This window comes from Streptomyces sp. NPDC003247 (assembly GCF_042888135.1).
Lineage (GTDB): Bacteria > Actinomycetota > Actinomycetes > Streptomycetales > Streptomycetaceae > Streptomyces.
In genome coordinates this window covers 1-13627 of the sequence record NZ_JBIAPF010000031.1, presented here as the reverse complement: position 1 = coordinate 13627, position 13627 = coordinate 1, and the positions used below count along the sequence as shown (strand labels likewise).

Here is a 13627-nt window from a genome sequence, read left to right as displayed (position 1 = left end):
GTGTCCGGCCGGGCCGCGGCTGCCGTCGCAGCCGGTGCAGCCGTCCTCGCCGTGGATGTGGCCGGCCATCCAGGCGTTGACGGCGACGTTGATGACGACCTCGTACAGGTCGCCGCCGGTCTGCGCCAGGGAGTCCGGCACCCCGGCGAGGACCAGGGCGAGCTCCGGGTTGTCGAGCGGCGGCATCGGGGCCCGCCCGGCCCCCTTATCGCTGCTGCTCTCCTCGTAGGACGACAGGCTCTGCGCGAGACGGTCGGCCGTGACGGAGGCATCGAAGTACCGCCAGGCGGAACGCACCTGGATCCCGAGCCGCTCGGACACGGTGGTGACCTGCTTCTCGATCGTGTCCTCCACGGTCGCCGGCGCGAGGGTCACCCCCCGGCGGGCCAGCCCCGCAAGCGTCTGGGCAACGGCTTCCTTGAACGCCCTGGTGTTCCGCACGAACGCATCGTAGGCGGGCGGGAGCAGCCGCCGGACGGCTTCGCCTGCATTGCTCCGGTGCAGGTGACTGAGGCGCCGCAGCGTCGTTGGACAGGGCATCGCGTGCCTGAACATCCGACCCCCGCGGATACGCGAGCGAGCCCCGGACCACATCGGTCCGGGGCTCGCGGGCTGTTCGGGGTACGGCTGCTACAGGTCGAACTCCAAGTGCTCGATGTTCGTGAAACGCACCTCTTCCAGATGCTCGGCACGGCTGCCGTTGTCCTGGAAGTACACCTCCTTGAGCGCCTCAGCGGCGATCTCCTTGAGCCGCTGCTCGGTGGCGCCGCCCTCGTGGGCATCGGAGAGGCGGGCGGCGTAGCGGGGCGGCAGCGCGACGGTCAGGTGCCGGATGCGGTCCTGGTCGGTCGACCCGATCGGCGCGGTGTAGCCCATGCGGGCCCGGGTGTCGATGACGATCCCGCCGGTCATCGCCGCCTTCTCGCGGGCCTTGGCCCGGATCTGCGGCTGCCACCGCTTCTTCACCTCGCGCTCCAGGCGCGCGGCGAGGTCCGGGCTCATCCGGCACGGTCTGGTCGGTTCGATGGGGCGGGTCGGGGCCGTCGGCGACAACGCCGCGATGGAGAGCTTCTTCGCACTGCTGCAGAACAACGTCCTCGACCGCCGTGCCTGGGCCACCCGCCAGGAGCTGCGGATCGCGATCGTCACCTGGATCGAACGGACATACCACCGACGCCGACGGCAGCAACGCCTGGGCCCTATCGGATGGTGATGCCTCGCCAGGCCCTGAGTTTGTCGATCAGGGCCTCGACGGTGTTCCTCTCCTGGTAGAGGTCAGCATCGTGGTTCGGTGCTCGCCGCGCACATGCAACCGGTCGATCGACGCTTAGGTCGGATCAGTTGTGCGTCGTGGCCGGTGGGCCGGCGATGGCGGTGAGCCGGAGCTTGGTCTCGTCCTCACTGCCGGGCACGGCGGTCATGATGACGATCTTGAGCTGGGAGTCACCGTCAGTCAGGACGTCGCAGTCCACCGTGACCGTGCCCACCGACGGGTGGTCGATGGTCTTGTGGTCCTCGCGGTGCGCGGCCACCTCTCCGGTCGCCCATAGCTCGGCGAACCTCCTGTTGCCCGCGTTCAGATCGCGGATCAGCGCGGCCAAGCGGCTGTCCTGGGGGAAGCGGCCGGTGGCGCGTCGCAGGTCGGAGACGACGGCGGCGTCGGTGGCGTCGCGGTCCGCCTCGGTCACCGGCCACAGCGCGAGGTGGGCGGGGCCGGCGTGCACCGGAAACCTGTCGCGGGCGAAGTTGCGCAGCCGCGGCGGCGAGGCGGAGGGGTCACCCAGCAGCGCGGCCCACCCACGATTCCACCACACCAGTTGCCAGTCCGCCGCGAATACGGCGACTGCCACGTCCCCGAGGCGGGCGAGCACCCGCTGGACACCGGGCGGGAGATGGTCAGAGATCGCGCCGTCCACCGGCGGTACGAGCTGGGCCAGCCGGTACAGGTGGTCCCGCTCGGCGGTGGACAGCTGCAGGGCGCGCGCCAGGGACGCCACCACCGACGCCGAGGGTGTCGTGGCCCGCCCCTGTTCCAGGCGCACGATGTAGTCGACCGATACTCCGGCCAGGTCAGCCAATTCCTCGCGCCGCAGCCCGGCCGCCCGGCGCCCGCGGGCCACCGGCAGCCCGGCGGCCGACGGAGGCAGCCGGTCCCGCCACGTGCGGATCATCACGCCCAGTCCGGTACCGGGTGTCGTCGACATGACCTCCATCCTCCTGCATCCCCGGACGTGCATGGGCACGCGAGGGTGGTACTTGTCTTCCTACCGTCGAAGCGTCCCTGGTCCGCCTCCTTCGTCGGGATCAGTATCGAACGCATGACCATCACCTTCATCACCGGAGCCAACAAGGGTCTCGGCCGCGAGACCGCCCGCCGCCTGATCGAGTGTGGCCACACTGTGCTCGTCGGAGCCCGCAACCGCGAGCAGGGCGAGGAGGCTGCCGCCGCGCTCGGCGCACGCTACGTCCCCATCGACGTGACCGACGACGCGTCCGTGGCCGCCGCGGCCGCGGACGTCGCCGAACACGAGGGCAGGATCGACGTTCTGATCAACAATGCTGGTGTGCACGGCCCCGTCGGCGATCCCAGCGACATCACCGCCGCCGACGCCCGCGCCGTCCTCGACGTCAACGTCATCGGGGTCGTCCGCACCACGACTGCGTTCTTGCCGTTGCTGCGCCGCTCGGACGACCCTGTGATCGTCAACGTCAGCAGCGGTATGGGCTCCCTCGCCCTCACCCACGATCCCAGCCGGCCCGAGTCGCACGTCGTTGCGCCGCTGTACACCTCCTCGAAGGCGGCACTGACGATGTTGACCACGCAGTACGCCAAGGGACTCAAAGGCATCCGCGTCAACGCCGCCGACCCCGGCTACACCGCGACCGACCTCAACGGCCACAGCGGCCCCCAAACCGTCACCGAGGGCACGGACGCGATCGTCGCCCTCGCCACCGAGGCGTCCAGTGCCGGCACCGGACGCCTCGTCTCCCGCCACGGCGAGATCGCTTGGTCCTGAATCCGGCCGTGCCGGATCAGCCACTCCAGGCGACAAGGACATCACGTAGTCGTCGCAGTATTCGGGCAGCTCCAGGGCGCAGATCGGATCGTGATCAATCTGCGGGATTCGCCCTCGCGGCGGGCCCGAACCGGTAGATCTTCTTGCCTGACTCGAGTGCAACTGAAGGACGTCGAATGGGAGTTCATCGAGCCGTACCTGCCGATCGGCGGGTACGGCCCCTACCCCGATCGGCTGCGGCAGCAGTTCGAAGGCGTGATTTGGCGGTTCAAGACCGGCGGCCAGTGGCGGGAGATGCCGCAGGAGTTCGGTGCCTGGCCGACCGTTCACAACCGCTTCCGGCAGTGGCGTGACGCAGGCGTCTTCGAGGCCCTGCTGGAGGCCGGCCGCGGACCCGGCCGGACAAGGTCCGCGCCGACAAGGCGTACGGCTCCCGCGCGAACCGCGCCTACCTGCGCAGACGCGGCATCAGATGCACCATCCCGGAGAAGGCCGACCAGGTCCGCAACCGCAAGAAGCTCGGCTCCCGCGGCGGCCGGGCGCCGAAGTTCGACAAGATCGATGACAAGGAACGCCACGCAGTGGAGTGCGGGATCAACCGGCTCAGGCGCCACCGGGCCGTGGCGACCCGATACGAGAAACTCGCCGTCCGTTACGAGGCGACCGTGCTGGTCGCAGCCATCAACGAGTGGCTGTGACCAGCACTTTCGCAACACGTCCTAGTGCCGCACCCGCTCGTACGGCACGCGGTGGAGTCTTCCCTCTCCACCCACCAGTGGCCATTACGCAAGGGGGGCAAGTTTTTCCCAGCCAGGTCGCGATGCCGGCGCGGCCAGCCTTACCTGGCTGTACGGCGTGCCGCAGGCGAGCTACCTCAGGTGACCAGGCCGGCGCTGATCAGCCAGATGTGTTCGCATGTCGCCGATGCCTCCTGAAGCTTCTCGCGGGACTCTTGCGAGGCGTGGTAGAAGGTCCGCTCGATCATCCAGCACAGGGCACGTGCCATCGCTGAGGCTTGGTCTGGTTGGGTGCCGGCCTGGATGCCGGCTCGTTCCAGGACGGCGGTGATGGCCGTGATGAACAGGTCGGCTGTGTGGTTCCACAGCTCGCCGATCTCCGGCACGGTCAACGACAGGTCGATCGCCGTGCGCATGACCAGGCCGTGCTCGTTCCACAGCTCGACCGTGCGCCGCATGGCCGCTGCGATGGCCTCGCGTGGCTCGTCCGTCTGCGCGGTGGCCCGGGACCGTTCCCACAGGTGCTCGACGGTCCGGGCGACGAGTGCCGTGACCACTTCTTGCTTGGAGCCGAAGTAGAAGTACAGGGCACCACGTGTGATACCGGCGCCCTGGGCTACATCGCCGACGGTCATGGCGTCGTATCCCTTGTGCGCCAGCAAGGCCTCGCAGGTGTCGAGGATGGCCCGCTCCCGGACATCCCCCTTGCGCTCGGTGGTGCGACGGCCACGCGCGGAAGGCTGGCCGGACATCAGAGCTGAGCGCCCTCGGCGAAGTCGGTCGTACGCGAGAGCGCCTCCCACGCGCGGATGTCCTCGTCCACCGCCGTGCGCGCGGCGGTGACCAGTCGCAGCGCGTCCGAGCCCAGGACGAGGTGGGCCGGCGGCTGCTCGACCGACGTGATGTGTACGACCGCTTCCCCGGCCTTGGCCGGATTGCCCAGCTGGTTCCCGCTGGCCTTCTGCCGCGCTTCGCGGATGGGGGTGAACAGTTCGTCGTAGTCGTCGATGGTCCGCGCGGCGCGTGTCATGGACCGTCCGGCCCAGTCGGTGCGGAAGGAGCCGGGCTCGATCGCCGTCACATGGATTCCGAACTGCGCGACCTCCTTGCCCAGCGCCTCCAGGATGCCTTCCAGGGCGAACTTGCTGCCGCAGTATGCGGACATGCCGGGCACGGCCATGAGCCCGCCCATGGAAGTGACGGCCATCAGGTGTCCGCGGCGGCGCGCGCGCATGTGGGGCAGCGCCGCCTGCAGGGTGGCCACGGCCCCGAACACGTTTACCTCGAACTGCCGCCGCACGTCGGCCAGTGGGGTTTCCTCGAAGGTTCCCTCCAGGCCGTAGCCGGCGTTGGCGACGACGACGTCCAAGGGGCCGACGCTCCGCTCCACCTCCGCGACCGCGCCGTAGACGGCGTCACCGTCCGTCACGTCCAGGATGCGGCCGTGAGCGTGCCCGGGCCTGAGTTCTTCGAAGGCCCGCAGGTCCTTCTCGGAGCGGACGGTGCCGACCACCGTGTGCCCGGCGGCCAGGGCGGCTTGCGCGAAAGCGCGCCCCAGGCCCGTGCTGACGCCGGTGATGAGCCAGTTCTGCTTCTGCACTGTTTCTCCAGCAAGGTCTTGCGAGGAGCCGGACCGCTCCCTCCAGCAATAATTCTACACGGTGTCGATTTTTATCGTTACTACGTCGATTCTGGTGGCACTCACGGGGCAGATTCCTCAAGGTCGACCACCGGCGAGGTCCAGGCCCAGCTGACTGAGGTCTATGGCGCCGTGGTCTCCCGGCAGACCACGGCGTCGCGGGCGGGGGATGAGCACGAGTGATCTCCTCCAAACGCAAACCGCACCCAGCCGTCGAGGGCGCGGCGGCGGGTGCGGTGGGTGTCGTGGTGAAGTCCGGTCGGCCTGCGCGTGCCTCGCCACCGGGCAAGGCATGGGCAGAGCGACCGCAGCATGGAAAAGGCCCGCACCCTGGCGGGGTTGGCGGGTCCGCACGGTGGTGGCGTTGGAGGAGTTGCGCGTCAGGGGCGGGTGTGAATGCCGATGCCGCCGGAGACGGTGAGGTTGTCGCCGGTGATGTAGCTGGCGGCGTCCGAGGCGAGGAAGGCCACGGCCTCGGCGATGTCGGCGGCAGCGCCGACGCGTCCGAGCGGGATGTCCTGGCCTCAGGAGTCGATCGTTTCCTGGGAGATGCCCATCTTGCTGTAGGCGGAGGTGTTGATCACTCCTGGGCTGATGGCGTTGACGCGGATGCGGCGGGGGGCGAGTTCGAGCGCGAGGGACCGCACGAGAGGCAGCAGGGCGCCCATGGCTGCTGTCATGGCGGCCCCCATCCCTTCGCCGGCGCCCACGGTGAACACGATGGAGGCGCCTTCGCTGATGAGCGGGAGTGCCTTTTGCAGGGTGAAGAAGTTGCCCTTGACATTGATGTCGAACAGGGTGACGCGGTAGCCGCGGGTGTGGAGCAGTTCAGCGGTCGCTTTGCCGATGCCGCTGGTTCCGCCGGTGATCAAAGCTGCAGGTGCGGACACCAAGACATCATTCGCGAGACGTTGGACCGACTGCGGGCCCTGGCCGCCAGCGGCTGAACCACATTCCGGCTTGCCCACGCCCGTCAACGTTGAACAGCCACTCCTCGCCCGCTCGCCATCCGTCGACAATGCTCGTGGTCAATACGGCTTGCACACCAGCCGTAGACCCTGTTGAGGTTCGGGGCAAGCCGGTCGGGTGGGCGTCGGGGCCGGCTACGGTCCGGCCGTGCCGGCGGAGTTCCTGACTGATGAGCAGGCCGATGATGAGCAGGCCGAGGTGTACGGGACGTTCACCGAGGTGCCCACGCGTCCGGAGTTGGAGCGGTTCTTCTTCCTCGAAGATGACGACCGTGATCTGATCGCGCTGCGCCGTACGGACGCGCACCGCGGAAGAAACGGGTGCTGCTGCCGGGCGTCTCGGTGCCGGCCCGGCAGGTGTCGGAAGCGCGTACGGCGGCCGCGCGGCGGCTGTACGAGGCGGTGACGCGGGCCGCGCACCGGGCCGAACCGCTCTCGCGCCGGTCCTGGCTCAGCTGCTGGTGGTGCCGCAGAACAAGCAGGTCCCGGAGTTGGAGCGGCTGCGTACGCCGCCGCGCTGTGGGTGCGGTGGAGGAAGCCGTGCCGCGTACGGCGGTGGCCTCGGCGGTCGGGTCGTGACTCAGGATGCGGAGAGCAGCTGTCCGCCTCAGCCATGTGAGCCGCCGAAGCATGCCGGCCTGATCAAGACCGAGGCGCGAGGAGCAGTGGGGCCGGGCAGGTGGTGTCCTGCCCGGCCCCACCGTGTGCCCCATGACCGCCGCATCCCCGAGCCGCGGGGCAGATGCCGCCAAGGCTCAGGCGGATACCCGGGCACTGGCCGTTCCCGTGGTCAGCGCGCGCGGCGCCGGCCCGTGAAGCGCACCCGCCCCGGCAGGATCAGTAGCAGAAGGCTGTAGTACTGCAGCACCGGCACGGCGAGGGCGAGGGCGAACGCGACGACCACGGCGATGACGTTGCTGTAACTGTCGGTGTACAGGTGCGCGATCCTCCGGCGGGTCTCTTCGCCATTGCCCTCGACCATCCCCGGGTTGCTCTTCAGGACCTTCAACATGGCGAGCCGGCACACCATGCCGACCAGGAGCACCGCGTAGTAGAACGCCGCCACGAACCGGTCGCGGCCGAAGGCGCCGATCATCTCCGTCGGGAGTGGGAGCACGACGACCGAGAGCAGCCACCCCATGTTCCACACCGTCAGGGAGCGGGTGGCCGTACTGACCGTCGAGAAGGTCCGGTGGTGCTCCTGCCAGATGTTCGCAATGACCGCGAAGCTGAGCAGGAAGCTCCAAATCTGGTCGAGATGACCAGTGATCACCTCGCTGGCGCCCTCGTGGGCGGACGCGGCCTCGGGGACGAGGTCCACCAGCGGAAGGATCAGAAGAGTGATGGAGATCGCGGTCACCGCGTCGGTGAACAGCACCAGCCGCTCCCCCGAGACACCCCCCTCGCCCCTGTCCGGCGCGGGAACCGACGGCTCTCCCGGGCCGACCCGTCCCGTGCCGGTCTCGTCGATGACGCCCTTGCCACCCATGTGTTTGCACCTCTCTCTTGTCATGCCCGCCGCGCCTGCCGTCGCTGCCGGACCCTGCTGGTCATGGACATTCCGACGAACTGCGCGAACTCCACCCATGGCGACAGCGAGCACTGACAGAGCCCGCAGCCGCAGCCGCTGCCGCTACGCACAGGGTCATCCCGTCGAGGCACGGGTGATGGGGGCGTTCGGATCATCAATTGGTTCTTCAAGGTCAATCTTTGGTGAGTCCTTGAGGAGTCTGGCTCTCCGGCTGTCGCCGCCTGCGCCGACGCTACGAGCGCAAGCCCGAGCACTACCTCACCTTCACCGCCATAGCCACCAGACTGATCAGCTACCGCCGCCCACTCACCAACTGAAACTACGTCTTGGCCGGGAAGACGGGTGAACTCATCGCGCAGGTCGGCGATGAGGCCGTTGCCGTCGAGCTGCGCGTGCTCCACCCCAGCCACTGTCATGAGCTGGCTGCCCGCCATGCGGGACGCAGCTGCCCACTTGGCCCGCGGGGGCGAACAGCGTCAGCGGTTCTTCGAACGCCGAGTCGTCGTGCACCGCCCGGTCCGACAGGCCGACGCACCGGTCGATCGTGGTGTCCGTCATTTCGCGGCGGCTCCCCCGGTGGTGGTCGCCGCCGTTTCCAGGAGCTCTGGATCGAACAGTGTGCCGGGGTGACGCAGCATGTAGGAGACGTTGTTGAAGGCCCGCGACACATCCGCATCGACGAGGGCGGCGCCGGCGATCTGCTCCATGATCCGGCGCTGCTGCCGCACTTCCTCCGGCACCTCGGTACCGTTCTCGGCGTCGATGCGGGCGGCGTCACCTCCCGCGGACACGGCCCAGGCCGCGTCAACGACCACCTGCTGCAGACGGAAGAACTCCGTGGCCGCTTTGTCGAGGTCGGTACCGCTGTCGAGGTAGGAGGCCAAGCAGGAGGCGTGCAGAGCGGCGGAACTCATGCCCTGGCCGTAGACCGGGTTGAAGGAGGCCACAGCGTCCCCCATGCTGACCAGACGCGCCGGCAGGCGGCCTGCTTCGGTGAAGTGACGACGTCTGTCGTCCGCTTGGCGGTACGTCACCACGTCACGGGTGACGCCGCCACTGGTGATGTCGCTGAAGATCGCGGGCAGCGCGGCACAGTGCGCGCGGAACTCGTCGATCGTCCTGCCGGGCCGGTTGTCACCGTAGCCCATCAGCATGACGAGCCACTGCTGCTCTTCGATCGCGGTCGCCGCCGCGACGGACACTCCGCCCGACGGGTACTGCGGCGTGAACAGTTGCAGTACGGTCGCCACTTCCAGCTCTGGGAGCTTCACCGGGCGCTCGAACAGTGCGGTCGCGTAGTTGACCGGGGATTCCAGCCGTTCGAGCCGGGGCTGATCGTAACCGTCCTGCCTGAGCCAGTTCGACAGCCTGCTGGAGCGTCCCATCGCGTCCACGACGAAGTCCGCCGCGAGGTCCCCCTCCGCCCGCTCTCCCTGATCTCCATTCCCAGGCCCGGCGAAGCGCACGCCGGCGACGGCACCGTCGCCGTATCGCAACCCGGTCGCCTGCGCCCGCAGGACCGAGACGTTGGGCAGGGCGGTGACCCGGGCCCGGACGAGACTCTCCAGCAGAGGACGCCCGACCGCGAGGAACTGGTGGTCCACGCCGTCCGGCGCCTGCCGGATGTCGTCGTAGCCGACAAACTGCTTGTCGGGTCCGACGAGCGACGCGCCCCGGTCCTGCGCCTCCTGCGAAACACCGGGAAGCCACCGCTCGATCCACAGCCGACCGGCCGGCAGCAGTGTGTGCACCTGCCGGTCCTGGGGCACCCCGGAGCGCGACTCGGCCTCCGCCGATGTGTCGTCGGGCTCGACGATGACGACCTCGCGCGCGCGGTCGGAGAGCACCCGTGCCGCGAGGAGCCCCGCGATGCTCCCGCCCATCACGCACGCCGTGTCGAACAGAACGGGTACGTCGTGCGGCGGCTCAGCGCCAACCAGACTCTCGAAGAGAGTCACCACGGATTCGGACACCGAGTACTCCAGTTGGTGAGTCAAACAGACCTGGACAGGCGGATCAGCGCCCAGGCAGCCGTTACCGGGGCCCCCAGGTCCGGCAGAAACCCGCTCATCCGGGAGGGGAGAACCCGCTCGTGCCGGGAAGCGAGGAGGAGGCGCCCGATCATGATGACCGGGCCCGGACGCCGGCGCCTTGTACCAGTCGGCCTCGTGCGTTGTACTTCCTTGCCTCCCATGGCCGCACGGTGATCCTGGCCCGGGCGGTGGCCAGGGGCAGGAGTACCTTGGTCCGGATGAGCACCGAAGTCAGCGTGTCTCCTTGGCGGATCGGGAACACTTCCACCCCCTGGTCGACGTCACCGTGCCGTACGCGAACGAGAATCGAAACCGCGTGCTGCTCAGGGAGTGGCGGCGTCAGGGGGGCGAGTCTGTGCCGGCTCCGCCTATGCGGCTGCCGCGGCACAGCGAAGGGACGTACCGCGCCCGCATCTGGAAGCAGAACCTGCTCGACCTCTTCTTGGAGGACCAGTACAGCGACGCGGTCGCAGGGGGCACCGGAGGTCCGGGTGGGCACCTTGAGGACCGGATCGTGACAAGTGTGACGCTCAGCGGTGAGTGGCGCTTCGCCACGAAGGGTCAGCGAGCCACGGCGGCGGCCGGAATGCTGTGCGTGCGAAGGAACGAGGATCTCTGGGACTTCGAGGTCGCCCGCGGCACCCGGGCGATCACCCTGGTCCTCCCCGCGAGCGAGATCCGCTTCCCGGAGAACACGCGGGCGGTCACCGCGGAACAGGCGTCACCCGCCGCGGCCCTTCTGCTCGCCCACCTCCGTCTCTGGGCGGAGCTGGCGGACGGACTCGGTGCTGCCGCAGCCGGGGCCGCCCGCAACGCGACCCTGGAGCTCTTCAGAGGACTGATGAACGACCAGGTCATCGACGATGCGGAGTTCGCACCCGCGCTCCTCAGGGCGGCGATGGACCACATAGAGGCCCGGCTGCTCGCCGACCCCGACCTCGACCCCAAGGGGATCGCGGCGGCCCTGAACGTGTCCGTCCGCACCCTCTACCGCGCGTTCGGTCAAGGGGGCACGTCGTCGGTCATGGGCCATGTGCGCGAACGCCGACTCGAACGCGCCAGGGCAGAGCTACTCTCGACACGCCTCACCGTGTCCGAAATCGCCGCCCGCTGGCACTTCGCCGACAGCAGCCATTTCGTCAAGGCATACAAGAAGCGATTCGCCGAGACTCCCACCGCAGGCCGGCGGCCCGCAGAGGGTGTTTGATCCAGGTGCATCACCCCACATTCCCAGGCCGTCTTTCTTGGCAAAACCTGATCGAGGAGGACTTCCGCCGCCGCCCGCGCGTGTCGGCCGTAGTCCGCTTCGTCCAGCACAGTCCTGTCCAGCCACCGAATACATGAAGACGCCCGCGACGTCACCGATCCGGGTGACGAGTCGTGCTCATCCTCGCCATGAGCGAGCTCAACGTCGTGCTCCCCGACATCCAACGGGAGTTCGGACTCGACCGGGCAGGACTCGCCCTGCTCTCGGCCTCCTACGGCATGTCGTTCAGCGGGCTGCTGCTGGGCGGCCGGCTGTCCGACCTGTACGGAAACCGGCGGGTGTTCCTCCTCGGCACCGGCGTGTTCGGTGTGAGTTCGGTGCTGGCGGGGGTGTCCCCGGGGCTGTGGGCGCTGTTGGTGGCGCGCTTCGCCCAGGGGGCCGGTGCCGCACCGGCCGTACCCGCCGCGATGGCGCTGGTGAGTGTCGTCCACCCCGAACCCGCGCGGCACGCCCGGGCCATGGCGGTTTGGGGCGGGCTCGCGGCCTCCGGCGGGACCGCCGGGATGCTGCTGTCCGGGGTGGTCGCCTCCGTGAACTCCTGGCGCTGGGCGTTCGCCGTGCCCGTCGCGGTGGCGGCCGTGACCCTCGCCGGCGCCCCGCGTCTCATCCCCAAGGGCCCGGCCGGCAGGGGCGGTCGGCTGGACGTCCTTGGCGCCGCCCTGGTCACCACCGGGATCGCTCTGCTCAGCTACGGCCTGGTGGAGGCGCCGGAGCGCGGCTGGACCTCCCCGGTGGCGCTCTCCACCCTGACCGCCGGTGGTGTGCTGCTGCTGGGGTTCGTCATCGCCGAGGCACGGGTGCCGCAGCCGCTCCTGCCGCTGACGTTCCCCGCCTCCCCCCGACGGGCGATGGCGCTGCCGGCGGTCTTCCTGGGCGCCGCCGGGATCACCACGATCTTCTTCATGCTCGCGCTGTACTTCCAGGAGATCCGAAGCTATTCCGCGCTGGAAACGTCTGCGGCCTTCCTGCCCTTCGGTCTGACCCTGGTCGTCAGCGGCCTGTGCGTGGGCAGGCTGGTGCAGCGCTTCGGGGCGCGCGTGGTGCTGGTCTCGGGACTGCTGCTCGCCGGACTGGGGCTGGCGGCGCTGGGCCTGATCGGCACGGACACACCGTACGTGGGCGCCGTCCTGGCCGGGCTGGTGCTCTTTCCAGCCGGGGTGGCGCTGGTCTTCGCCGGATCCACCGTCAGCGCGACCACCGACGTCCCGCGAGATCAGGCGGGTCTCGCCGGCGCCGTGGTCAACACGGCTCTGGAGGCCGGGCCGGCCATCGGTCTCGCCGTCCTGGTGACCCTGGCCACCGGACGTACCACGGATCTGGTGCGTACCGGGACGAGTATGCCGTCCGCCCTGACCTCCGGCTACGGTTTCGCCTTCACCCTCGCGGCGGTGGCCTTCGCCGTCGCCGCGGTGTGCGCGCTCGTCCTGCTGCGCCCTCGCCCGTCCCGGGAGGGCGGCTGACGGACCCCGGTCCCTCCGCCGCTCGGGCAACCCCGCATCCATCTCTTACGACATGTACCGAGGAGCACCCCCCATGACCGCCCGTTTCAAGGACAAGGTCGTCATCGTCACCGGGGCCGGATCCGGCATCGGCCGGGCCAGCGCCAGGGCCTTCGCGCGCGAGGGCGCCACCGTGGTCGCCGCCGGAGCCCGGCCGGAATCCATCGAGGAGACCGTGCGTCTCGTCGACGAGGACGGCGGCGCGGCCAGCGCGGTCGTCGCCGACGTCACCCGGCCCGAGGACGTGGAGCGCCTCGTGCGCACCACGGTCGAGCGGCACGGCGGCCTGCACGTCGCCCACAACAACGCCGGCATCTTCGGCAAGCCCACCCCGGTCGGCGACCTGGACCTGGCCGTGTGGCAGAAGGTGCTCGACGTCAACCTGAATGGCGTGCTGATCGGCATGCAGCAGGAGATCGCACACATGCGGGCCAACGGCGGCGGAGTGATCGTCAACACCGCATCCAACATCGGGTACCACGGGCGCCGCCCCGGCATGGCCGCCTACGCCGCGTCCAAGGCCGCCGTGAGTACCCTCACCCGGGTCGCCGCCCTGGACCACATCAGGGACAACGTGCGCATCAACGCGGTAAGCCCCGGCGCCACGGACACCGGCATGTCGCTGCGTCCCGGGGAGAACGACGCCGATCGCGCGGCCCGGCTGGCCACGACGGTTCCGATCGCCCGCGTCGCGACGACGGACGAGATCGTGGCCGCGGTGCTGTGGCTGGCATCCGATGAGTCGAGTTTCGTCGTCGGTCACGACCTCGTCGTCGACGGCGGCGTCACCAGCTGATCCCCTCGCCCGATCAACGGAGTCCCGGGCGCGGGGGCCCCCCGCCCGGGCGCCGGGGTTTCCCAAAAACGAAAAATAAATGAAATAACCACCCCGGGGACCAGTCGCCGAAAAGAATACCCCCCACCCCGGGGGCCCAA

General features: G+C 69.3%; 10 protein-coding genes and 7 pseudogenes. 8 read left to right on the top strand and 9 right to left on the bottom strand.

The genetic code is table 11. The features are described from left to right. The coding region (locus ACFYWQ_RS43505) for a hypothetical protein (RefSeq protein WP_389526405.1) at positions 1–441 on the bottom strand (441 nt) is incomplete at its 3' end. A gap of 189 nt (positions 442–630) precedes the next feature. Then, positions 631–996, bottom strand: a pseudogene (gene tpg / locus ACFYWQ_RS43500) (telomere-protecting terminal protein Tpg); the annotation flags it as partial. Between the two features lies 1 nt (position 997). Between tpg and ACFYWQ_RS43495 the strand changes: the two are divergent. After that, positions 998–1213 (top strand): annotated as a pseudogene (locus ACFYWQ_RS43495) (IS3 family transposase); the annotation flags it as partial. On the opposite strand, the pseudogene ACFYWQ_RS43490 reads toward ACFYWQ_RS43495, so the two are convergent. Both ACFYWQ_RS43490 and ACFYWQ_RS43485 read right to left on the bottom strand, forming a co-directional pair. Continuing rightward, positions 1203–1298, bottom strand: a pseudogene (locus ACFYWQ_RS43490) (IS5/IS1182 family transposase); the annotation flags it as partial. The pseudogenes ACFYWQ_RS43495 and ACFYWQ_RS43490 sit on opposite strands and share 11 nt — an antisense overlap. Before the next feature lie 39 nt (positions 1299–1337). Next, positions 1338–2213 (bottom strand): helix-turn-helix transcriptional regulator, encoded by an 876-nt coding sequence (locus ACFYWQ_RS43485; RefSeq protein WP_389526402.1) that lies wholly within the window; start codon positions 2211–2213, stop codon positions 1338–1340. A 105-nt stretch (positions 2214–2318) separates the two neighbouring features. Here ACFYWQ_RS43485 and ACFYWQ_RS43480 point away from each other — a divergent pair, with 105 nt between their 5' ends. Next, positions 2319–3017 (top strand): SDR family NAD(P)-dependent oxidoreductase, encoded by a 699-nt coding sequence (locus ACFYWQ_RS43480; protein ID WP_389526400.1) that lies wholly within the window; start codon positions 2319–2321, stop codon positions 3015–3017. 147 nt (positions 3018–3164) lie between these two features. After that, positions 3165–3715: pseudogene (locus ACFYWQ_RS43475) on the top strand (transposase). Positions 3716–3891: 176 nt separating this feature from the next. On the opposite strand, the gene ACFYWQ_RS43470 reads toward ACFYWQ_RS43475, so the two are convergent. From ACFYWQ_RS43470 to ACFYWQ_RS43460, 3 genes and pseudogenes are all read right to left on the bottom strand, one after another. Next, positions 3892–4506 (bottom strand): TetR/AcrR family transcriptional regulator, encoded by a 615-nt coding sequence (locus ACFYWQ_RS43470; RefSeq protein ID WP_389526397.1) that lies wholly within the window; start codon positions 4504–4506, stop codon positions 3892–3894. Then, positions 4506–5354, bottom strand: coding sequence for an oxidoreductase (locus tag ACFYWQ_RS43465; protein ID WP_389526395.1), 849 nt, complete (start codon positions 5352–5354; stop codon positions 4506–4508). Before ACFYWQ_RS43465 ends, ACFYWQ_RS43470 begins: the two co-directional genes overlap by 1 nt. Positions 5355–5773: 419 nt before the next feature. Then, a pseudogene (locus ACFYWQ_RS43460) lies at positions 5774–6283 on the bottom strand (SDR family oxidoreductase). 226 nt (positions 6284–6509) lie between these two features. Here ACFYWQ_RS43460 and ACFYWQ_RS43455 point away from each other — a divergent pair. After that, a pseudogene (locus ACFYWQ_RS43455) lies at positions 6510–6876 on the top strand (hypothetical protein); the annotation flags it as partial. A 275-nt stretch (positions 6877–7151) separates the two neighbouring features. On the opposite strand, the gene ACFYWQ_RS43450 reads toward ACFYWQ_RS43455, so the two are convergent. Beyond that, entirely contained in the window at positions 7152–7850 is a 699-nt protein-coding gene (locus tag ACFYWQ_RS43450; RefSeq protein WP_385071885.1) for a TMEM175 family protein, read from the bottom strand. Positions 7851–8092: 242 nt separating this feature from the next. Between ACFYWQ_RS43450 and ACFYWQ_RS43445 the strand changes: the two are divergent. Further along, a pseudogene (locus ACFYWQ_RS43445) lies at positions 8093–8209 on the top strand (IS5/IS1182 family transposase); the annotation flags it as partial. 237 nt (positions 8210–8446) lie between these two features. Here ACFYWQ_RS43445 and ACFYWQ_RS43440 read toward each other — a convergent pair. Continuing rightward, the gene (locus ACFYWQ_RS43440; protein ID WP_389526391.1) at positions 8447–9865 is read right to left on the bottom strand and encodes an FAD-dependent oxidoreductase; all 1419 of its coding nucleotides are present in this window, start codon (positions 9863–9865) and stop codon (positions 8447–8449) included. 304 nt (positions 9866–10169) lie between these two features. Between ACFYWQ_RS43440 and ACFYWQ_RS43435 the strand changes: the two genes are divergently transcribed. From ACFYWQ_RS43435 to ACFYWQ_RS43425, 3 genes are all read left to right on the top strand, one after another. After that, a complete protein-coding gene (locus ACFYWQ_RS43435; protein ID WP_389526389.1) occupies positions 10170–11132 on the top strand; it encodes a helix-turn-helix domain-containing protein in 963 nt (320 codons plus the stop codon). Between the two features lie 188 nt (positions 11133–11320). Continuing rightward, on the top strand, positions 11321–12652 hold the full coding sequence (locus ACFYWQ_RS43430) for an MFS transporter (protein ID WP_389526386.1): 1332 nt from the start codon (positions 11321–11323) through the stop codon (positions 12650–12652). 73 nt (positions 12653–12725) lie between these two features. Further along, on the top strand, positions 12726–13487 hold the full coding sequence (locus tag ACFYWQ_RS43425; RefSeq protein WP_389526383.1) for an SDR family NAD(P)-dependent oxidoreductase: 762 nt from the start codon (positions 12726–12728) through the stop codon (positions 13485–13487). Positions 13488–13627: the final 140 nt, after the last annotated feature.